Source organism: Methylobacterium sp. Leaf102 (assembly GCF_001422425.1).
Taxonomy (GTDB): domain Bacteria; phylum Pseudomonadota; class Alphaproteobacteria; order Rhizobiales; family Beijerinckiaceae; genus Methylobacterium.
The window spans coordinates 67026-85936 of the sequence record NZ_LMMX01000034.1 but is presented as its reverse complement, the minus strand read 5'-3'; the positions used below and the strand labels follow the sequence as shown (position 1 = coordinate 85936).

Annotated in this window: 22 protein-coding genes; 14 read left to right on the top strand and 8 right to left on the bottom strand. The window is 70.2% G+C overall.

All coding sequences use genetic code 11. The features are described 5' to 3' along the window. Window positions 1–14: 14 nt before the first annotated feature. Both ASF27_RS14920 and ASF27_RS14915 read right to left on the bottom strand, forming a co-directional pair. Entirely contained in the window at window positions 15–767 is a 753-nt protein-coding gene (locus tag ASF27_RS14920) for a glycerophosphodiester phosphodiesterase family protein (RefSeq protein ID WP_056170797.1), read from the bottom strand. Window positions 768–776: 9 nt separating this feature from the next. Beyond that, the gene (locus ASF27_RS14915; RefSeq protein ID WP_056261335.1) at window positions 777–1250 is read right to left on the bottom strand and encodes a RidA family protein; all 474 of its coding nucleotides are present in this window, start codon (window positions 1248–1250) and stop codon (window positions 777–779) included. Between the two features lie 236 nt (window positions 1251–1486). Here ASF27_RS14915 and ASF27_RS14910 point away from each other — a divergent pair, with 236 nt between their 5' ends. From ASF27_RS14910 to ASF27_RS14900, 3 genes are all read left to right on the top strand, one after another. Beyond that, window positions 1487–2680 (top strand): aspartate aminotransferase family protein, encoded by a 1194-nt coding sequence (locus ASF27_RS14910; RefSeq protein WP_056305210.1) that lies wholly within the window; start codon window positions 1487–1489, stop codon window positions 2678–2680. A gap of 41 nt (window positions 2681–2721) precedes the next feature. Continuing rightward, window positions 2722–3675 carry an ornithine carbamoyltransferase gene (argF, locus tag ASF27_RS14905; protein ID WP_056361311.1) on the top strand — a complete coding sequence of 318 codons (954 nt, stop codon included), beginning with the start codon at window positions 2722–2724 and terminating at the stop codon, window positions 3673–3675. Window positions 3676–3843: 168 nt separating this feature from the next. Continuing rightward, on the top strand, window positions 3844–4851 hold the full coding sequence (locus ASF27_RS14900; protein WP_056361308.1) for an Hsp33 family molecular chaperone: 1008 nt from the start codon (window positions 3844–3846) through the stop codon (window positions 4849–4851). A gap of 132 nt (window positions 4852–4983) precedes the next feature. On the opposite strand, the gene ASF27_RS14895 is transcribed toward ASF27_RS14900, so the two are convergent. The 4 genes from ASF27_RS14895 to apaG are packed head-to-tail and all read right to left on the bottom strand — an operon-like array spanning window position 4984 to window position 7436. Beyond that, window positions 4984–5268, bottom strand: a complete 285-nt coding sequence (locus ASF27_RS14895; RefSeq protein ID WP_056170814.1) for a YciI family protein — start codon at window positions 5266–5268, stop codon at window positions 4984–4986. Window positions 5269–5291: 23 nt separating this feature from the next. Continuing rightward, window positions 5292–5876 carry a spermidine N1-acetyltransferase gene (gene speG, locus ASF27_RS14890; protein ID WP_056170817.1) on the bottom strand — a complete coding sequence of 195 codons (585 nt, stop codon included), beginning with the start codon at window positions 5874–5876 and terminating at the stop codon, window positions 5292–5294. Next, complete coding sequence (gene argE / locus ASF27_RS14885; protein WP_056361305.1) at window positions 5873–7039, bottom strand: acetylornithine deacetylase; 1167 nt, start codon at window positions 7037–7039, stop codon at window positions 5873–5875. Before argE ends, speG begins: the two co-directional genes overlap by 4 nt. 4 nt (window positions 7040–7043) lie before the next feature. After that, on the bottom strand, window positions 7044–7436 hold the full coding sequence (apaG, locus tag ASF27_RS14880) for a Co2+/Mg2+ efflux protein ApaG (RefSeq protein WP_056170823.1): 393 nt from the start codon (window positions 7434–7436) through the stop codon (window positions 7044–7046). A gap of 145 nt (window positions 7437–7581) precedes the next feature. Here apaG and ASF27_RS14875 point away from each other — a divergent pair, with 145 nt between their 5' ends. Together ASF27_RS14875 and ASF27_RS14870 are read left to right on the top strand one after the other, a co-directional pair. Then, window positions 7582–8028: a hypothetical protein gene (locus tag ASF27_RS14875; RefSeq protein WP_056361301.1), complete on the top strand. Its 447-nt coding sequence runs from the start codon at window positions 7582–7584 to the stop codon at window positions 8026–8028. 100 nt (window positions 8029–8128) lie between these two features. Then, window positions 8129–9214, top strand: coding sequence for a 2'-deoxycytidine 5'-triphosphate deaminase (locus tag ASF27_RS14870; RefSeq protein ID WP_056170833.1), 1086 nt, complete (start codon window positions 8129–8131; stop codon window positions 9212–9214). Between the two features lie 5 nt (window positions 9215–9219). Here the strand turns inward: ASF27_RS14870 and ASF27_RS14865 are convergent, their stop codons facing one another. After that, window positions 9220–10626 (bottom strand): HAMP domain-containing sensor histidine kinase, encoded by a 1407-nt coding sequence (locus tag ASF27_RS14865; protein ID WP_082479189.1) that lies wholly within the window; start codon window positions 10624–10626, stop codon window positions 9220–9222. Next, window positions 10626–11294 carry a response regulator transcription factor gene (locus ASF27_RS14860; protein WP_056170840.1) on the bottom strand — a complete coding sequence of 223 codons (669 nt, stop codon included), beginning with the start codon at window positions 11292–11294 and terminating at the stop codon, window positions 10626–10628. The genes ASF27_RS14865 and ASF27_RS14860 overlap by 1 nt, the downstream gene beginning before the upstream one ends. 155 nt (window positions 11295–11449) lie before the next feature. On the opposite strand from ASF27_RS14860, the gene ASF27_RS14855 reads away from it, so the two are divergent. The 9 genes from ASF27_RS14855 to ASF27_RS14815 all read left to right on the top strand — a co-directional run bounded on the left by ASF27_RS14855 (window position 11450) and on the right by ASF27_RS14815 (window position 18878). After that, window positions 11450–12103, top strand: a complete 654-nt coding sequence (locus ASF27_RS14855) for a hypothetical protein (RefSeq protein WP_056170841.1) — start codon at window positions 11450–11452, stop codon at window positions 12101–12103. A gap of 68 nt (window positions 12104–12171) precedes the next feature. After that, complete coding sequence (locus ASF27_RS14850) at window positions 12172–12519, top strand: hypothetical protein (RefSeq protein ID WP_056361293.1); 348 nt, start codon at window positions 12172–12174, stop codon at window positions 12517–12519. A gap of 177 nt (window positions 12520–12696) precedes the next feature. Continuing rightward, the gene (locus tag ASF27_RS14845) at window positions 12697–13110 is read left to right on the top strand and encodes a histidine kinase (RefSeq protein ID WP_056261319.1); all 414 of its coding nucleotides are present in this window, start codon (window positions 12697–12699) and stop codon (window positions 13108–13110) included. A 224-nt stretch (window positions 13111–13334) separates the two neighbouring features. Then, a complete protein-coding gene (locus ASF27_RS14840) occupies window positions 13335–14252 on the top strand; it encodes a branched-chain amino acid ABC transporter permease (protein WP_056170850.1) in 918 nt (305 codons plus the stop codon). 72 nt (window positions 14253–14324) lie between these two features. Continuing rightward, a complete protein-coding gene (livM, locus tag ASF27_RS14835; protein ID WP_056361615.1) occupies window positions 14325–15629 on the top strand; it encodes a high-affinity branched-chain amino acid ABC transporter permease LivM in 1305 nt (434 codons plus the stop codon). Next, the gene (locus ASF27_RS14830; protein ID WP_082479187.1) at window positions 15626–16546 is read left to right on the top strand and encodes an ABC transporter ATP-binding protein; all 921 of its coding nucleotides are present in this window, start codon (window positions 15626–15628) and stop codon (window positions 16544–16546) included. The genes livM and ASF27_RS14830 overlap by 4 nt, the downstream gene beginning before the upstream one ends. After that, complete coding sequence (locus tag ASF27_RS14825) at window positions 16543–17325, top strand: ABC transporter ATP-binding protein (protein WP_056170852.1); 783 nt, start codon at window positions 16543–16545, stop codon at window positions 17323–17325. The genes ASF27_RS14830 and ASF27_RS14825 overlap by 4 nt, the downstream gene beginning before the upstream one ends. Further along, window positions 17325–17684 carry a DUF6867 family protein gene (locus ASF27_RS14820; RefSeq protein WP_056261316.1) on the top strand — a complete coding sequence of 120 codons (360 nt, stop codon included), beginning with the start codon at window positions 17325–17327 and terminating at the stop codon, window positions 17682–17684. The genes ASF27_RS14825 and ASF27_RS14820 overlap by 1 nt, the downstream gene beginning before the upstream one ends. Before the next feature lie 69 nt (window positions 17685–17753). Beyond that, a complete protein-coding gene (locus tag ASF27_RS14815) occupies window positions 17754–18878 on the top strand; it encodes a branched-chain amino acid ABC transporter substrate-binding protein (protein WP_156368972.1) in 1125 nt (374 codons plus the stop codon). Window positions 18879–18911: the final 33 nt, after the last annotated feature.

The window sequence follows — 18911 nt, the reverse complement described above, 5'->3', positions numbered from 1 at the left end:
AGGGCAGACGCCGCTCAGGGCAGAAACCCCTCGAACACCATCTGGTCGGCATGCGCTTGCGCGTGACGCCGCTGGTCGGGTGTCCGCACGGTCCAGGTCATCACCGGGCGTCCGCCGAGCAGCCGGCAGAGATGGGTCGGCGCGCAGGGGAGGTCGTCCACCCGCCAGGACAGGAAGTCCGGCTCGGTCTCGCCGAAATGCAGCAGGTCCGACAGGGCGCGGCGCAGGCTCGGGGGCAGGGCGGCGTAGGCCGGGTCGTCCTGGCGGGTCTCGCCGACAATGCCGCGCGGGATGCCGGGCGCGCGGTCGCGCAGGGCCGCCACGAGCTGCGGATCGAACGACTTGACCGCCACGGGGCCCGCATAGGCGGCTGCGAGTTCGGCGACGCGCTCGAGGAGGCGCATGTCGCCGTCGTAGCGCGACTTCACCTCGATCACGAGGGGCGTACGCCCGGCGATGGCGGCGAGGAAGTCGGGCAGGGTCGGGATGCGCTCGGACGAGCCGGCGACCGCGAGATCGCGCAAAGCCGCGGCCGACAGGCTCGCAACCGGGTCCGGAATCCCGGTCAGGCGGCCGAGCCCGGCATCGTGAAAAACCATCGCCTCGCCGTCGGCGCTGCGCTGCACGTCGCACTCGATGGCGTAGCCGCCGTGAATCGCAGCGCTCGCCGCCGCGATCGTGTTCTCCGGCACACCGGCCCCCCGGTCGTGCAGGCCGCGATGGGCGATGGGCCGGGCGGTGAGCCAGGCCGGTGCGTTGACGCTCAACTCAAACGCTCACTTGACCTCGAACATCGCCTCGACCTCGACGGCCGCGTCGAGGGGGAGTTCGGCCACGCCCACGGTGGCGCGGGCGTGGCGGCCCCGGTCGCCCAGCACCTCGACCATGAGATCGGAGGCGCCGTTCATGATGCCGGCGAGGCCGGAAAAGCTCGGCACCGCGTTGATGAAGCCGCCGAGCCGCACGCATTGCACCACGCCGTGGTCGAGGTCGCCCACGGCCGCCTGAACCTGGGCCAGGACGTTGATGGCGCACAGGCGCGCGGCCGCGATGCCGTTCTCAACCGAGACCTCGGCGCCGAGCTTGCCGAGATGGGCCGGGTCGAGTTTGCCGTCGGGCCCGAAGCAGATCTGCCCCGAGATCACCACGAGGTTGCCGGTGCGGACGAACGGCACGTAGTTCGCCACGGGGGCCGCCGCCTTCGGCAGGGTGAGGCCCATGGCCTCCAGGCGTTCCTTGGCCGTGCTCATGCGCGTCGCATCTCCTGAGAAACCGTTCCGAGGGGCTCTGACCATGTCCGCGCGTGGCACGCAAGGCACCTCCGCGAACGGCGTAGCGGGCCGTCATGTCGGAGGTGTGAACCCCTCCCGTCATTGACAGAATTGGGCTTTTCTCTAGTAATCGCGCGCGTGCCGCCCCCTTGCCGAGGCGGCACTTTCATTTGGTGCGGTCGCCTTCGGACGCCGCGAGACACGGAGTCGGGATCGTGACATCCGCTCTTCTGCCGACCTATGCCCGCGCCCCCATCGCCTTCGAGCGTGGCGAGGGCGCCTGGCTCGTGGCGCGCGACGGCGAGCGATACCTCGATTTCGGCGCCGGGATCGCGGTGAACGCCCTCGGCCACGCCCATCCCCACCTCGTGGACGCCCTGACCAATCAGGCGCAAAAGCTCTGGCACACCTCGAACCTGTTCGAGATTCCAGACGGCGAGCGGCTGGGCCGGCGCCTCGTGGACGCGACCTTCGCCGACGTGGCGTTCTTCGCCAATTCGGGCGCCGAGGCCAACGAGGCCGCCATCAAGATGGCGCGCAAGTACCATGCGGTCGGCGGCCACCCCGAGCGGTTCCGGATCATCACCTTCGAGGGCGCGTTCCACGGGCGGACGCTCGCCACCATCGCGGCCGGCGGCCAGGCCAAGTACATCGAGGGCTTCGGCCCGAAGGTAGACGGATTCGATCAGGTTCCGACGGGGGATCTCGCGGCGCTGGAGGCCGCCATCGGCCCGGAGACCGCCGCCCTGATGATCGAGCCGATCCAGGGCGAGGGCGGCGTCCGGGTGATTCCGCACGAGCACCTGCGCGCCCTCCGCGCCCTGTGCGACGCGCATGGCCTCCTCCTGATCATGGACGAGGTCCAGACCGGGGTCGGTCGCACGGGCCGGCTGTTCGCGCACGAATGGTCCGGCGTGACGCCCGACATCATGAGCGCCGCCAAGGGCATCGGCGGCGGCTTCCCGCTGGGTGTCTGCCTCGCCACGGCCGAGGCCGCGCGCGGCATGACCGCCGGCACCCACGGCACCACCTTCGGCGGCAACCCGCTGGCCATGGCGGTGGGCAACGCCGTCCTCGACGTGGTGCTGGCCGACGGCTTCCTCGACCGGGTCGGACAGGTTGGCCTGCTGCTCAAGCAGCGTCTGGCCGCCCTGCAGGACCGCCACCCCGGGGTGATCCAGGAGATCCGCGGCGACGGGCTGATGCTCGGGCTCAAGCTCGGCGTGCCCAACACCGACTTCGCCGCGACGGCACGGGACATGCACCTCCTCGTCATCCCGGCGGGCGACAACGTCGTGCGCCTGCTGCCGCCGCTCATCATCACCGATGCCGACGTGACGGAGGCCGTGGCGCGCCTCGACGCGACGGCCACCGCACTCAAGACCCCGGCACAGGGGGCGGCCGCGTGATGGCCGGTCCCACGACGAACCGTCAGACGAAGAACGGATCCATGACCACCACCCTCAACGGGACCGGGCCCGGCCCGCGCCACTTCCTCGACCTCAAGGACTTCTCGGCGCAGCAGCTGCGCACGGTGCTGGACGCCGCGGCCGCCATCAAGGGTCGTCGGCGCAAGGGCGAGATCGCGGCCGAACGGCCACTGATCGGCAAGACCCTCGCGATGGTGTTCGACCGGCCGTCCACCCGCACGCGGGTCTCGTTCGATGTCGGCATGCGCGAACTCGGGGGCGAGACCCTGATGCTGACGGGCGGCGAGATGCAGCTCGGCCGGGGCGAGACCGTGGGCGACACCGCCCGGGTGCTGTCGCGCTACGTCGACGCGATCATGATCCGCATCCTCGACCACGACCTGATGCTGGAACTGGCCGAGCACGCCGAGGTGCCGGTGATCAACGCGCTCACCAAGGTCTCGCATCCCTGCCAGATCATGGCCGACGTGCTTACCTTCGAGGAGCATCGCGGGCCGATCAAGGGCCGCACCGTCGCGTGGTCGGGCGACGCCAACAACGTGCTGGCGAGCTGGGTGCACGCCGCCGCGCGGTTCGACTTCACCCTGAACGTCGCCGCCCCGCCGGAGCTCTCGACGCCGCAGCCGCTCCTCGACTGGGCCCGCGCGCAGGGCGCCGCCGTCAACTGCACCACCGATGCCTACGCGGCCGTCGACGGCGCCGACGCCGTGGTGACCGATTGCTGGGTCTCCATGGGCGACGAGGACGACCATCACCGCCACAACCTGCTCTCGCCTTATCAGGTGAACGCCAAGCTCATGGCGGCGGCGGCCAAGGACGCGCTGTTCATGCACTGCCTGCCGGCCCATCGCGGCGAGGAGGTCACGGCCGAGGTCATCGACGGCCCGCAATCGGTGATCTTCGACGAGGCCGAGAACCGCCTGCATGCCCAGAAGGGTATTTTGGCGTGGTGCCTGCGCGCGCAAGGTCTCTGACGCCGCGACCGCGGGGCGCGTGCCCCGTCGCGCGGGCTGCCGTCGCGTCCTATATGAACGCCAGAGGCCGGACGACGGATGGGCCGGAGCGCCGGGCCGGGGACGACGCAGATCGCGTGCTCGCGGACGCTCGCCGGGCCGGGTCCCTCGCGCCCGAAGGGAGATGCCATGACTGCCGGACACGAACCTGCTGCCCAGACCCTCGTCATCGAGGGCGACGACGACGTGGTGCTGCCCTTCGCCGTCGAGGGGCTGGACGTGCGCGGCCGGGTGGTGCGCCTCGGTCCGTCCGTCGACACCATCCTGCGCCGGCACGGCTACCCGGACCCGGTGGCGCGGCTGCTCGGCGAGGCGGCGGCGCTGACCGTGCTCTTCGGCTCGTCCCTGAAGTTCGAGGGCCGGTTCCAGCTCCAGACCAAGACCGACGGCCCCGTCGAGATGATCGTCGTCGATTTCGAGGCCCCCGACCGGGTGCGGGCCACGGCGCGCTTCGATGCCGGCCGTGTCCAGGCCCTGGGAAGCTCCCCTTTGAAAAGTCACGACCTGATCGGGCAGGGGCACCTCGCCATGACCATCGACCAGGGGCCGCAGAGCAGCCGCTACCAGGGCGTCGTCGCCCTGGAGGGCCAGAGCCTGGAGGAGGCGGCCCACCAGTATTTCCGTCAATCCGAGCAGATCCCGACCCAGGTCCGCCTCGCCGTGGCGGAGGAATACGCGAACGGGACCACCACCTACCGGGCGGGTGGCCTCCTTGTGCAGTTCCTGCCGCAATCCATCGACCGGGCGCGGCTCGCCGACCTGCCCCCCGGCGACATCCCGGAGGGCCACGCCCATTTCGACGCCCAGGGCGTCCCAGAGGACGACGCCTGGGTCGAGGCCCGCAGTCTCGTCTCGACCATCGAGGACCACGAGCTCGTGGATCCGGCGGTGTCGTCCGAGACCCTGCTCTACCGCCTGTTCCACGAGCGCGGCGTGCGGGTGTTCGAGGCGCAGGGGGTGCGCGAACAATGCCGGTGTTCGCCCGAGCGGGTCATGGCGATGATCGTGTCGTTCTCGCCCCAGGAGCGCCGGGACATGGTCGCCGACGACGGCCGCATCGGCATCACCTGCGAGTTCTGCTCGCGACGCTACGACCTCGATCCGGCCGAGGTGGAGACGCAGGTCGCGGCCGACTGATACGGTGTCCGCCTGCTCACTTCGGATCGAGCGGGCGCGACGGGTTCCCTCTCCTGGAAGGAGAGGGAACCCGCATTATACCGCGTCACCGAACTGATCAGCCGGAAACCGTATGAGAACCGAGGACTGGGCTCAGCCTTTCAAGGCCTCCAGTCCCTCGATCGCCGTGGTCACGTCGATCTCGGTGATCTCGAAGTCGGCGATTCCGTGCTGGCGGAAAGGATCGGTCTCGATGAAGGCCTCGATCTCCGCGCGTGGGCCGCGGGCGAGGATTACCCCGCCGGTGCGCGGCACCTTGCGGCCGGAGGCGAGGAAGCCGTGCTCGGCATAGCCCCGCTTCACCCACGCCAGATGGTCCGCCATGTGGCGGTCGGCCTCCTCGGTGCTTTTGACGTAGGTGAGCGAGACGACGATCATACGCATATCCCTTCGCGGCGCCGTCAGGCCTTCAACACGGGCTCGGCGATCTCGCCGCTGCCCCGGCGCGCCAGATATTCCGGCTGGAACAGGCACATCCGCACGGCGTCGCGGTACTTGCCGTTGACGAAGAACTCGTCCTTGAGAATGCCTTCGGGGACGAAGCCGCAGCGCTCGTAGATGCGCACGGCCCGGGCGTTGTCCTTGTCCACGTGCAGGTAGAGCTTGTGGATGTTGAGCACGCTGAAGGCGTAGTCCATGGCGATGCGGGTAGCGCGGGGGGCGTAGCCCTGGCCCTGGAACATCGGGTGGATCGCGATCTGGAACTCGCAGCGCCGGTGGAGGTGGTTGATCTCCACGAGCTCCACGAGACCGGCGGGCTCGCCGTCGGCATTGGCGATGATGAAGCGCCGCTCGGTCTGGTTGTGGATATTGCGCTCGTAGAGCTGCGCCAACTCGGCGAAGGACTCGTAGGCCTCCTCGAACCAGTAGCGCATGATGCTGTCGTTGTTGTTGAGCTGATGCACGAACATCAGATCCTCGCGCTCCAGCGGGCGGAGCTTGACCGGGCCGTCGGCGGCGATGGTGCGGGCCGTGACGGTTCTCATGGGACGCGGCATTCGTCGATCAGGCGGCGCATGAACGCCTCGCCTGCCTCCAGGGCCGCGAGGGTGATGTACTCGTCGGGCTGATGGGCCTGGTCGATGGAGCCGGGGCCGCACACCACGGTCGGGATACCCGCCACCTGGAACCGTCCGGCCTCCGTGGCGTAGGGCACCGAGACCGTGTGGTTGCGCCCCGCCACCCGCAGGGCGAGGTGCTCGGCCGCCGAGCCGGGCTCGGGTGCGAGCCCGGGCACCGCCACCTCCTCCAGGGTCTCGATGCGCCCGTAATCGCCGTAGCGGTTGAGCCGCTCCCTCAGCACGCTGTCCACCTTCGCCTGGAACAGGGCCGGGATCTCGGCCATGTCGAGGTCGGGCAGGCCCCGGAACTCCCAGTGGAAGGTGCAGAGCTTCGGCAGGATGTTGCGGGCCGTGCCGCCGGAAATCGTGCCGACATGCACGGTGGTGGCGGGCGGATCGAACCGGCCCGACGCGTCGCCGCGCGCGATCATCGCATCGGCGATGCGGTTCAATTCGGAGACGAGGTCGGCCGCCGCCATCACGGCGTTGGCGCCGAGCATCGGCTTGGCCGAATGCGCCTCGTGGCCGTGCACCGTGGTCATATAGGTGACGATGCTCTTGTGGGCGTCGGCGACCTCGAGGTCGGTGGGCTCGCCGACGATGACGGCGCCGGGGCGCGGCAGGTCGGCGCCGAAGCGCGCGATGGTGTCGGCGACGCCGAGGCAGGTGGTCTCCTCGTCGTAGGACAGGAGGATGTGGATCGGGCGCGCCAGATCGGCGGCGAGGAAGTCCGGGATCGCCGCGAGGGCGAGGGCGCAGAACCCCTTCATGTCGACGGCGCCGCGCCCATAGGCGCGCCCGTCGGCGATGCGCAGGGTGAACGGGTCCGTGGTCCAGGCCTGCCCCATCACCGGCACCACGTCGGTGTGCCCCGAGAGCACGACGCCCCCGTCGATCATTGGGCCGATGGTGGCGAAGACCGCAGCCTTGCTGCCGGTCGCGTCGGGAATGCGCACGTGCGGGACGCCGAGATCGGCGAGGTAGCCGCAGACGAAGTCGATGAGCGCGAGGTTCGACTTCGAACTTTCGGTGTCGAAGGCCACGAGCCGCGCCAGCAGGTCGAGGGTCTCGGGGCGCGGGCCGGACATGAGCTTAATGGACGCTGCGGCGGACGTGGGGCGAGTCGAGGGAGAAGGCGGGGATCTCGGCCTCGAAGCTCTCGCCGGCATTCGTCGCCATGGTGTAGCTGCCGGCCATGAGGCCGTCGGGCGTGGAGAGCGGGCAGCCGCTGGTGTAGCTGAACGACTCGCCCGGTTCGAGCACGGGCTGCTTGCCGACGACGCCGGCGCCCCGCACCTCCTGGGTCGAGCCGCGCCCGTCGACGATCCGCCAGTGGCGCGAGCGCAGTTGCACCTGCTCGGAGCCGTTGTTCACGATCTCCACGGTGTAGGCGAAGAAGTAGCGGCTTTCGTCCGGCGAGGATTCCTCCTCGACGAAGCGGGGCATCACCGTCACGCTGATCCCACGCGTCTGAGCCTTGTACATCGCCTTCAACGCCTCCGTGGCCGGGCCTGACCCGGGCGCGACCCAGGATCGCGACAAGCTCAGGGCGTCGTGGTACGGCCCGGCGAAAACCGCGTCAATCGTGGTGAATGCGGGGACACCCGCGGAAAAATGAGGACCAGCCTGCGTGGTCGACGAGACGGTTTTGCGGGGTTCTCCGCCGCTTCCGGGGAGAACCCCGACGCGGGGGCTTCTCGCCAGCCTCGCCATGGCCGGGCTCGCCGCCGCCTTCGCGTGGCACGCCGCGGATGCCAACACCTGGGCCGCCGCGGCGCTCGTTGCCGCCCTCGCCCTCGACGGGCTGTCGCGGATGGCCGGCGCCCGGGTCGCGCGGCGGACCGGGCCGTCGCCCCGCATGGTGGGCATGCCCTCGGTGGTGCTCGCCGTCGGGCCGGGCGCGGGCCTCGGCGCGGTGCTGTTCGGCTTCGGCCTGATCGTCTGGCCGGCGGGCTTTCCCGTCCTGGCGAGCGCGCTGGCCGGCCTCGTCACCATGGGGGCTCTCGCCCGCCTCGCCCTCGCGCGGATCGTGCTCGCGCAGATCGTGCTCGCGACGCCCGAGGAGCCGGAAGCTTAACGCGGCCTTAGGCCGTCGCCGCGACACTGCCGCGAATTCGGCGATCCTCATCGACACGAGGCGCCCGATCGAGTGCGGGCGAAGCGAAGGGCCGGACGTGATGCAGACAGAGGCGCGCACCGGCATCCTGGCGGCGCAGGGGATCGCGGCCCTGACGCAGGCCGGGGCGATCCGGCCGGACACGTCCTACGCCCCGGACCAGATCCAGCCCGCGAGCCTCGATCTGCGCCTCGGCGCCCGGGTGTTTCGCGTCCGCACGAGCTTCCTGCCCGGCGCCCGCACGGTCGCGGCCTGCATCGAGGCCTTCGTGCTGCACGAGATGGACCTGACCCAGGGCGCCGTGCTGGAAACGGGGTGCGTCTACATCGCCGAGTTGCAGGAGCACCTCGCCCTGCCGGCCGATCTCGCCGCCAGCGCCAACCCCAAGAGTTCGACGGGGCGCATCGACGTGTTCACCCGGGTCATCACCGACCGGGGCACGGCGTTCGATCAGGTCGAGGCCGGCTATCACGGCCCGCTCTACGCCGAGATCTCCCCACGCACCTTCCCGGTCAAGGTGCGCACGGGCTCGCGCCTGTCGCAGATACGCTTCCGCCGGGGCGATCCGCGCCTCACCGACGCTGCGCTCGCGGCGCTTCACGCCCACACGCCCCTGGTCGATGCGGGCCAGCCGTCGTTCCAGGGCGGCATCGCCGTCTCCATCGATCTCTCCGGCTTCGACGGGCTCATCGGCTACCGGGCCAAGCGCCACACCGGCCTCGTCGATGTCGACAGACCCGGCGCGCACCGGACGGCCGAGTTCTGGGAGCCGCTGGCCGCCGACGGCTCGGGCGCCCTGATCCTCGATCCGGGCCAGTTCTACATCCTGGCCTCGAAGGAATCCGTGCAGGTGCCGCCGGACCACGCCGCCGAGATGGTGCCGTTCGATCCCCTCGTGGGCGAGTTCCGGGTGCATTACGCCGGCTTCTTCGATCCGGGCTTCGGCTTTGCCGCGGCCGGCGGGGCCGGCGCCCGGGCCGTGCTGGAGGTCCGCTCGCGCGACGTGCCGTTCCTGCTCGAGGACGGCCAGATCGTCGGCCGCCTCGTATACGAGCGCATGGCCGAGGTGCCGGCGACCCTCTACGGGGCCGGGGCCGGTTCGAACTATCAGGCGCAAGGGCTGAAGCTCTCGAAGCACTTCGCCTGAGGGCGTCACACCGGCAGGGTCAGGGCCGCGCGGAGTCCCCCGAGGCCGGAGCGGTCGAGGCGGAGGCCGCCGCCGTAGAGTTCGGCCAATTCCTGGGTGATGGACAGGCCGAAGCCGTTGCCCGGCACGGTCTCGTCGAGGCGCCGCCCGGGCCGGACCGCTTCGGCGGCGGCCTCGGCAGCGAGGCCCGGCCCGTCATCCTCCACGGTGATCACCAGGCCGGATGCGGTGCTGACCGCACCAACGCGCACGTAGCCGCGGCACCATTGGCAGGCGTTGTCGATGAGGTTGCCGAGCATCTCGTCGAGGTCCTGGGCGTCGCAGGCGACGGCCGCGCCGGCCGGAAGGGTGACGTCGATGACGAGCCCTTTCTCGGCATAGAGCCGCGCGAAGGTGGTGCGCAGATCCGCGACGGGTCCGGCGAGGGGCGTGCGGGCGCGGGTGGCTCCACCGAGGGCCGCCGCACGCGCGCGGCGCAGATGGTGTCGGACCTGGGAATCCATCGAACCGACGAGGCTGGCCAGGGTCCCGTCGGGGTCGCGGGACCGGTCGGACAAGGCGAGGGACAGGGTCGCGAGCGGCGTCTTCAACCCGTGGGCGAGGTTGGCCACATGGGTGCGGGCGCGATCGAGGTTGACCGCGTTCTGGTCGAGGAGCGCGTTGACCTCCGCCACCAGGGGGCGGATCTCGGCCGGCTGCTTGCCCGGCACGCGGGCGCGGTCCCCGGCACGCACCTCCGCGAGGTCGCGGCGGAGGCGCTCCAGGGGCCTGAGGCCGAGGCGGATCTGCGCGAGGGCTCCGGCCAGAAGACCGACACCGAGGAGGCCCAGGATGAGCGCCAGGGCGCCGGCCGCCTCGCGCAAGGGGCCGCGCAGGGCGGCGGACGGCGCCGAGGCCACGAGGATCGCGGGCGGCACGCCAGGCGCGGGCGGCAGGGTGAGGACGCGCAGGATCAGGCTCTCGCCCCACGGGCCGGTGCCGTCGGCCGGGCGCGGCCGATGCGTGTCGTCCCGTTCGGGGCGTCCCGCCTCGACGGCGAGGTCGCGGCCCTCCAGGGCGCCGGAGCGCAGGACGGTGCCGCCCTGGCGCACCTGCCAGTACCAGCCGGCCCGGTCCCGGTCGAAGGGCGGCCCGTCGAGGTTGCGCGCGAGCCGCAAGCGGTCGCCGGGGCCGCGTTCCAGGCCGGCCGCGAGGGCGACGAGCTGGCTGTCGAGGCGGCTGTCGAGCTGGCCCCGGACGAAGCGGTACAGAACGAGCCCGATGGCGACGCCCGCCACCACGAGGGCGACGGTGACGAGGACCAGGGCGGCGGCGAGCAGCCGGCGCTGAAGCGAACCGAGATGGAACGGCCCGGCCACGCCCTCGGCTTTCGGAGGGGGCGGGGCAGGGGGCTCCGGCTCGCGCGGCGGCATCAGGCCGCCTCGCCCGGCATCAGGCGATACCCGTGGCCGCGCACGCCCTCGATGCGGGCCGGGGCGATCTTGCGGCGCAGGCGGGTGATGATGACTTCGACGGAGTTCGAATCGACGTCGGCGTCGCCGTCATAGACCCGCTCGATGAGCTGGCCGCGCGGCACCACCCCGTCCTTGCGCAGCATCAGGCAGGACAGCACCCGCCATTCGAGGCCCGTGAGTTTCAGGGGCAGGCCGTCGCGCTCGAAGGTGCCGAGCCCCGAATCGTATGTCAGGGGTCCGCAGACGACGCGGTTCGCCCCGTGCGCGGTGGCGCGCCGCACCAGGGCGCGCAGGCGGATCACGAGTTCCTCGACCCGGAACGGCTTGACCAGGAAATCGTCGGCCCCGGCCTTGAAGCCCGCCACCTTGTCGCTCCAGCCGTCGCGCGCCGTGAGGATGAGCACCGGGACCGTCCGACCGGCCCCGCGCCAGGCCTGGAGCACCCCGATCCCGTCGCGCTTGGGCAGGCCGAGGTCGAGCACCACGGCGTCGTAGGTCTCGGTCTCGCCGAGGTGCTGGCCGTCCTCGCCGTTCACGGCGTGGTCGAGGGCGAAGTTCTCCGCCCGCAACGCCTTGGCGATCTCGGCGGCCAGCGGCGCGTCGTCCTCCACAAGCAGGATCTTCATCGGGCGTAGAATCCGTGGGCGGCGGCGGATGGGAAGGGGCGGGCTACGCCGTTGGGTTTAACCGGGGCTGAACCGCGCGGTTCAGATCGGATTGGCGGGGCTTCCCTAGAACGGCGTCAACCCGAAAGGGCAACGCCGACAGGAACACCGACACCATGAATACCGACACCATCGACCGGACCGCCACCGACCTGACCCCGAAGAAGGCCAAGCGTTCCAGGAAGCGTACCCTCGTGGCCGGCGCCATCGCCGCCCCCCTCGCCTTCGGCGCCGTCGGCCTGTCGCTGGCGCAGAACAACACCGCGACCCTCACGCCGGTGGAGCCCGTCGCGGTCTCGGACTTGAAGCCCTCCGCCGCCATCGCCGCGAAGGGGACCGTCGCCGAGATCTACGGCAACAAGTTCGTGGTGCAGGACGGCACCGGGAAGGCCCTGGTGGAGACGGGCAAGCGCGGCGAGGGCGGCACCCTGGTGACGACCGGCGAGGCCGTCACCGTCCAGGGCCGGTTCGAGAACGGCTTCCTCCATGCCGCGCTGATCACCCGCGCCGACGGCACCAAGGTCGTGGTCGGCCCCGCCGGCGGCCCGCCCCCCGGCACCCTCGACTGGGCCAAGGACAAGATGGGCCTCGGCCCGAGGGCCGATGTGCCCGCCCTGACGGCCCAGGTGGAGGCCGCCGGTTATTCCGACATCCGCGTCACGGGCCGGGGGCCACGCCACCTCGACGTCGCGGCCAAGGGCGCGGATGGCCGCGAGCGCCACCTCCATGTCGGCTTCGACGGTCAGGTGCGCGAGAAGCGCGTCTTCTGAACCCCGGCCTTCCGATCCGCGTTCCTAGCCTCGGTGCCTCACGGGCACCCTCACCGAGAGTTCCACCCATGACCAAGACCCTCGCCTTGCTGAGCGCGGCCGCGATTCTGTGCGCGTCCGCCGCCGTGGCCCAGCCCGCCCCGCCGCCCGGTGGTCCGAAAACCGGTCCCGAAGCCGGCGCGCCGCCGCCTCCACCGCCCCATGGCGGCCCGCGCGGCCCCCGTGGCGGCCCCGACGCCCCGCCTCCGCCGCCGAAGGCCGCGCAGTTCCGCCTGGAGCGGGGCGACACCGCCCTCGACGTGAAATGCGCCGCCGACGAACCGATGAAGGCCTGCGCCGAGATTGCCCTGCAGATGCTCGACAAGCTCGCGGCGATGCCGGTACCGGCCGGTCCCGCTCCGAAACCCCGCGACTGACCGGGCGCGGGACGGGCGGCCCACCGCGCCGCCCGTCCCAAGGGTCGCCGAACCGGCAGGATTCTACCGGTTCACCCCGGGGCGGGGGTTGAAATATTGCACTGCGGCATGAAATAGATTTTCGACCGTTCGCCCGTGATGAAGTGGCAATGGCGATTGCCCGAGAGAGGTTCTTCCATGTCCAAACTGTTCCGTCTGACCGCCGCCCTCGGCGCCGTGGCGCTCACGCTCCCCCTGACGTTGCCGGCCTCGGCGAAGGAGCCGAGCGCGCAGAAGGTGCTCTCGATGGTCGACACCGACAACGACGGCACGGTCGATCTCAAGGAAGTCCAGGCCGTGGCCGCCGCGCGGTTCGACAAGCTGGAAGCCGACAAGGACGGCACCCTCGACGCCAAGGAGCTCAAGGGCCGCGTCAGCAAGAAGGCCCTGACGGCCGCCGATCCGGACAGCGACGGCACCCTCGACAAGACCGAGTACCTCGCCCTCGTGGAAGCCCGCTTCAAGGCCGCCGATCCGGACAACGACGGCACCCTCGACGCCAAGGAACTGAAGACCCCGGCCGGCAAGGCCCTGGTCTCCCTCCTGAAGTAAGCCTCCACCGCGAGCGGCTCTCGCGTCTCACTGCGAGGACGGCCCGGCACCCCTGTGCCGGGCCGTTCGTGTTTCAGGAGCCGGCGACCGTGCACGGAGGATGGGCACCGAGGATTGACCGTTGCCCCCCGTTCGGAACATGCCAAGCTGGCACGTCATTCGCGAGGCCTGTCCGCTCAAGCTGATCGGTCCCGCGATGGCGCCCGGTTCTGGAAAAGGCGCCCATGGAATTCTTCGCCCAGCAGTTCATCAACGGGCTGACCCTCGGGTCGATCTACGGTCTGATCGCGCTCGGCTACACCATGGTGTTCGGCATCATCGGCATGGTGAACTTCGCCCATGGCGACGTGTTCATGCTGTCGTCCTTCATCGCGCTGATCTTCTTCCTCATCCTCACGACCTGGCTCGGGCTGACCTCCGTCGCCCTCGTCTTCCTGATCGTGCTGATCCTCGCCATGGTGCTGACCGCCCTGTGGGGCTGGGCCATCGAGCGGGCGGCCTACAGACCGTTGCGCGGCTCGTTCCGCCTGGCGCCGCTGATCTCCGCCATCGGCGTGTCGATCTTCCTGTCGAACTTCGTCCAGGTGGTGCAGGGCGCCCGCAACAAGCCGGTGCCGCCCCTCGTGCGCGACGTGATCGTCCTCTACGAGAACGCGCAGTACACCGTGACCCTGTCCTACAAGCAGGCGATCATCATGACGACGACGGCGCTCCTGCTCGCCGGCTTCTGGTACCTCGTCCAGCGCACCTCCTTCGGCCGGGCCCAGCGCGCCTGCGAGCAGGACCGGCGCATGGCGGCCCTGCTCGGCATCAACGTCGACCGCACCATCTCGCTGACCTTCGTGCTCGGCGCCGCACTCGCCGCCGTCGCCGGCACCCTCTACCTCCTGTATTACGGCGTGGTCTCGTTCTCGGACGGGTTCGTGCCCGGCGTGAAGGCGTTCACGGCGGCCGTGCTCGGCGGCATCGGCTCCCTGCCGGGCGCCGTCCTCGGCGGCCTGATCATCGGCCTCATCGAGACGTTCTGGTCGGCCTACTTCTCCATCGAGTACAAGGACGTCGCCGCGTTCCTGATCCTGATCGTGGTGCTCATCTTCAAGCCGTCCGGCATCCTCGGGCGCCCCGAAGTGGAGAAGGTCTAGGTGGCTCAAGGTACGACGATCGGCCGGGTGGCCCCGACCGTGGCGCGCCGCTCCGGCGCCGCCTTGCCCGAAATGATCAAGGATGCCGCGCTCTTTGCCCTGGTGACCCTGGGCCTCGCCATCCCGGTGGTGGCCTACCGCACGGATCTCGGCCAGGGCACCGGCCTCGAACTCACCGGCCGCTGGGGCCTCGTCGCCGGCCTGTGCGCGGCGGTGTTCGTCCTGCGGCTCGCCCAGCGCCTCGTGCTCGGCGAGGTCTCGCGCCGCCGCGACATCCGGACCCTGGCGGAGGCGGAGTCCACGGCCCCCATCCGCGTCGCGCGTCCCGGCCGGATCATCGGGCCCCTCACCCTCGTGGTCGCCCTCACCCTGCCGCTGCTCGCCGCCCTCGGGTCGGGCGGCCTATCGGAGGGGCGCTACTGGATCGATCTCGGCATCCTGATCCTCACCTACGTGATGCTCGGCTGGGGCCTCAACATCGTGGTGGGCCTCGCCGGCCTCCTCGACCTCGGCTACGTCGCCTTCTACGCCGTCGGTGCCTATTCCTATGCCCTGCTCTCGACGGTGTTCGGCCTGTCGTTCTGGGTCTGCCTGCCGCTGGCCGGACTGTTCGCGGCGGGTTTCGGCGTGCTGCTGGGCTTTCCCGTCCTGCGCCTGCGCGGCGATTACCTCGCCATCGTCACCCTGGCCTTCGGGGAGATCATCCGCCTCGTGCTTATCAACTGGGTCGACTTCTCGGGCGGGTCCGCCGGCCTGTCGTCGATCCCGCGGGCGAGCTTCTTCGGGATTCCGTTCACGGCCGGGGAGGGCGGGTTCGCCAACGTCTTCGGCCTCGCCTTCAACCCGATGCACCGGGTGGTCTTCCTCTATTACCTCATCCTCGTGCTCGCGCTCATCACTAACCTCGTCACCCTGCGGATGCGCCGGCTGCCGCTCGGCCGTGCCTGGGAGGCGCTCCGCGAGGACGAGATCGCCTGCCGGTCGCTCGGCATCGACACCACCATCACCAAGCTCTCGGCCTTCGCGCTCGGCGCCATGTTCGCCGGGTTCGCCGGCTCGTTCTTCGCCGTGCGGCAGGGGTTCGTCTCGCCGGAAAGCTTCAACTTCCTCGAGAGCGCCATCATCCTCGCCATCGTCGTGCTCGGCGGCATGGGCAGCCAGCTCGGGGTGGCCGTCGCCGCCATCGCCATGGTGGGGGCGCCCGAATTGCTGCGCAACCTCGGCTTCCTCAAGGCGGTGTTCGGCGAGGGCTTCGACCCCAACGAGTACCGCCTGCTGCTGTTCGGCCTCGCCATGGTGGCGATGATGGTCTGGCGTCCGCGTGGCCTCATCTCCGAGCGCACGCCCTCCGTGCGCCTGGGAGCGCGCGCCCGATGAGCGACGCCACCGGTCTCACCCGCCTCGCCACCCTGAAGGACGAGCCCCCGGCCGCCGTTCCCGGGGGCCCGGCCGATCCGATCCTCGTGGTCGATCACCTCACCATGCGCTTCGGCGGCCTCACCGCCGTCGGCGACGTCTCGTTCAAGGTCGGGCGCGGCGACATCACCGCCCTCATCGGCCCGAACGGCGCCGGCAAGACCACGGTCTTCAACTGCATCACGGGCTTCTACAAACCCACCGAAGGGATGATCCGGCTGCGTCAGTCGGGCGGCGAGACCCACCTGCTGGAGCGCCTGCCGGGACACGACGTCAATCGCCTCGCCCGCGTCGCCCGCACCTTCCAGAACATCCGCCTGTTCCCGCAGATGACCGTGCTGGAGAACCTGCTGGTCGCCATGCACAAGCCCCTGATGAAGGCCTCCGCCTTCAGCCTGGCGGGCATCCTCGGCCTGCCGAGCTACCGCAGGGCGCAAGAGGAAGCGATCGCGAAGGCCGCTGCCTGGATCGAACGCATCGGCCTCACCCACCGGGCCGACGAGCCGGCCGGCGACCTGCCCTACGGCGATCAGCGCCGCCTCGAGATCGCCCGGGCCATGTGCACGGACCCGGTCCTGCTCTGCCTCGACGAGCCGGCCGCCGGCCTGAACCCGCGGGAATCGGCGGACCTCAACACTCTGCTGCGCCTCATCCGCGACGAGTTCGGCACTTCGGTGCTCCTCATCGAGCACGACATGTCGGTGGTGATGCAGATCTCCGACCGGATCGTGGTGCTCGATTACGGCATCAAGATCGCCGACGGCACGCCCGACGCGATCCGCAACGACACGCGGGTCATCGCCGCCTATCTCGGCGTCGACGACGAGGAAGTCGCCGCCGTCGAGGCCGAAGTCGGCCTTGCAGGAACCCATGCATGAGCGTCGCCGGCATCAACGTCCTCGTGGACGAGACCCGCGCCCAGGCGGCGGAAGCGAAGGCGCCGCTGCTCAGCGTGCGCGGCGTATCGGCCTATTACGGCAGCATCCGCGCCCTGAAAGGCGTCGACATCGACGTGAACGAGGGTGAGATCGTCGCCCTCATCGGCGCCAACGGGGCCGGCAAATCCACCCTGATGATGACGATCTTCGGCCAGCCCCAGGCGCGCGAGGGCACCATCACCTTCGCGGGTCAGGACATCACGAAGCTGCCGACCCACGAGATCGCGCGCCTCAACCTCGCCCAGTCGCCGGAGGGCCGGCGCATCTTCTCGCGCATGACGGTCCGCGAGAACCTGCAGATGGGCGCGGCCGTCAACGGCGGAAAGCATTTCGCGGAAGATCTCGAGCGGATGTGCACCCTGTTCCCGCGGCTGAAGGAGCGAATCGACCAGCGCGGCGGCACCATGTCGGGCGGCGAGCAGCAGATGCTCGCCATCGCCCGCGCCCTCATGAGCCGGCCGCGCCTGCTCATGCTCGACGAGCCGTCGCTCGGCCTCGCCCCCCTGGTGGTCAAGCAGATCTTCTCCACCGTGCGCGAACTGAACCGCACGGAGGGTCTGACCGTGTTCATCGTCGAACAGAACGCCTACCATGCGCTCAAGCTGGCGCATCGCGGCTACGTCATGGTCACGGGCACCGTCACCATGAGCGGGACGGGCCAAGCGCTCCTCGACGATCCGCAGGTGAAGGCCGCCTACCTCGAAGGGGGACAGCATTGATGCCGGAGACCTTCGCGCTGACCGGCGCGACATTGGGCATCTTCCTCCTCGTCACCGTGGCGATGGGGGGCTCGGCCGCCTGGATGACCGGGAGTGGCATGGCACGCGGCTGGCGCCCGTTCTGGCACTGCGCCCTCGCGCTCCTGCTGATCGCGGCCGTGACGCGGTTCCTGCATTACGCCCTGTTCGAGGGGACGCTCCTGTCCGCGCCGGCCTACGCCGTCGATGCCGTGTTCGCGCTCGCCGTCGGGGCCTTCGCCTATCGCTTCACCCGCGCGGGTCAGATGACCCGGCAATACGCCTGGCTCTACGAGCGCACCGGCCCGTTGAGCTGGCGCGACCGGCCGGCCGCGCCGTGACCTGAATTCCACGCGATCGTGCCGTCACGGGATGCCGGGCGGTACGACGCTTCGAGAGGGGAAACCAGCATGAAGTCAGTGTTGTCAGTGGGCGTCGCTCTGGGCCTGATGGTCGCGGCGACGGCGGCGCATGCGGAGATCAAGATCGGCGTGGTCGTCCCCGTCACCGGGCCGAACGCCGCCTTCGGCGCGCAGATCAAGACCGGGGCGCAACAGGCCATCGCCGACATCAACAAGGCCGGCGGCGTCAACGGCGAGAAGCTCGTGATGACGGTGGGCGACGACGCCTCCGATCCGAAGCAGGGCGTGTCGGTGGCCAACAAGTTCGCCTCCGAGGGCGTGAAGGCCGTGGTCGGCGCGTTCAATTCCGGCGTCTCGATCCCGGTCTCGGACGTGCTCGCCGAATCCGGCATCATCGAGATCAGCCCGGCCTCGACAGCGATCAAGTACACCGAGCGTGGCAATTGGAACACGTTCCGCACCTGCGGCCGCGACGACCAGCAGGGCGCGGTGGCGGGCGCCTACCTCGCGGACAAGTTCAAGGGCAAGAAGATCGCGTTCGTGCACGACAAGACGCCCTACGGCCGGGGCCTCGCCGACGAGACCCTGAAGGCGTTGAAGGCCAAGGGCGGCACCAACGTGATCTTCGAGGGCATCAACCCCGGCGAGAAGGACTTCTCGTCCCTCGTGTCGAAGCTCAAGCAGGCGGGCATCGACGTGATCTATTTCGGCGGCCTCTACACCGAGGCCGGCCTGCTGATCCGCCAGATGCGCGACCAGGGCCTCGCCGCCCCGCTCATGGGGGGCGACGGCATCGCCGACCGCGAGTTCGCGCAGGTCGGCGGCCCCGGCTCCGACGGCACCCTGATGACGTTCTCGCCCGACGCTCGCAAGAACCCGAAATCCAAGGCGACCGTGGACGCCTTCAAGGCGATCAACTTCGATCCCGAGGGCTACACCCTCTACTCCTACGCCGCCGTCCAGATCCTGAAGCAGGCCATGGAGATCGCGAAATCCTCCGACGGCCAGAAGGTCGCGGCCGTCCTGCACCAGGGCAAGCCGTTCGACACGGTGATCGGCGACATCGCCTACGACAAGAAGGGCGACATCACCCGGCCGGACTACGTCATGTACGTCTGGAAGAAGGGCGCCGACGGTTCCATCAACTACGCCGGCAACGAAGTGGCCCAGTAAGGTCCCGCGGCGCCGGCCCCCCGGGCCGGCGCC

Bases quoted from the DNA above. Each gene is read 5' to 3' on its own strand.
- ASF27_RS14915 (WP_056261335.1), bottom strand. From the start codon at position 1,250: ATGAGCACGGCCAAGGAACGCCTGGAGGCCATGGGCCTCACCCTGCCG.
- argF (WP_056361311.1), top strand. From the start codon at position 2,722: ATGACCACCACCCTCAACGGGACCGGGCCCGGCCCGCGCCACTTCCTC.
- ASF27_RS14900 (WP_056361308.1), top strand. From the start codon at position 3,844: ATGACTGCCGGACACGAACCTGCTGCCCAGACCCTCGTCATCGAGGGC.
- ASF27_RS14895 (WP_056170814.1), bottom strand. From the start codon at position 5,268: ATGATCGTCGTCTCGCTCACCTACGTCAAAAGCACCGAGGAGGCCGAC.
- speG (WP_056170817.1), bottom strand. From the start codon at position 5,876: ATGAGAACCGTCACGGCCCGCACCATCGCCGCCGACGGCCCGGTCAAG.
- argE (WP_056361305.1), bottom strand. From the start codon at position 7,039: ATGTCCGGCCCGCGCCCCGAGACCCTCGACCTGCTGGCGCGGCTCGTG.
- apaG (WP_056170823.1), bottom strand. From the start codon at position 7,436: ATGTACAAGGCTCAGACGCGTGGGATCAGCGTGACGGTGATGCCCCGC.
- ASF27_RS14870 (WP_056170833.1), top strand. From the start codon at position 8,129: ATGCAGACAGAGGCGCGCACCGGCATCCTGGCGGCGCAGGGGATCGCG.
- ASF27_RS14865 (WP_082479189.1), bottom strand. From the start codon at position 10,626: ATGCCGCCGCGCGAGCCGGAGCCCCCTGCCCCGCCCCCTCCGAAAGCC.
- ASF27_RS14860 (WP_056170840.1), bottom strand. From the start codon at position 11,294: ATGAAGATCCTGCTTGTGGAGGACGACGCGCCGCTGGCCGCCGAGATC.
- ASF27_RS14855 (WP_056170841.1), top strand. From the start codon at position 11,450: ATGAATACCGACACCATCGACCGGACCGCCACCGACCTGACCCCGAAG.
- ASF27_RS14850 (WP_056361293.1), top strand. From the start codon at position 12,172: ATGACCAAGACCCTCGCCTTGCTGAGCGCGGCCGCGATTCTGTGCGCG.
- ASF27_RS14845 (WP_056261319.1), top strand. From the start codon at position 12,697: ATGTCCAAACTGTTCCGTCTGACCGCCGCCCTCGGCGCCGTGGCGCTC.
- ASF27_RS14840 (WP_056170850.1), top strand. From the start codon at position 13,335: ATGGAATTCTTCGCCCAGCAGTTCATCAACGGGCTGACCCTCGGGTCG.
- livM (WP_056361615.1), top strand. From the start codon at position 14,325: ATGATCAAGGATGCCGCGCTCTTTGCCCTGGTGACCCTGGGCCTCGCC.
- ASF27_RS14830 (WP_082479187.1), top strand. From the start codon at position 15,626: ATGAGCGACGCCACCGGTCTCACCCGCCTCGCCACCCTGAAGGACGAG.
- ASF27_RS14825 (WP_056170852.1), top strand. From the start codon at position 16,543: ATGAGCGTCGCCGGCATCAACGTCCTCGTGGACGAGACCCGCGCCCAG.
- ASF27_RS14820 (WP_056261316.1), top strand. From the start codon at position 17,325: ATGCCGGAGACCTTCGCGCTGACCGGCGCGACATTGGGCATCTTCCTC.
- ASF27_RS14815 (WP_156368972.1), top strand. From the start codon at position 17,754: ATGAAGTCAGTGTTGTCAGTGGGCGTCGCTCTGGGCCTGATGGTCGCG.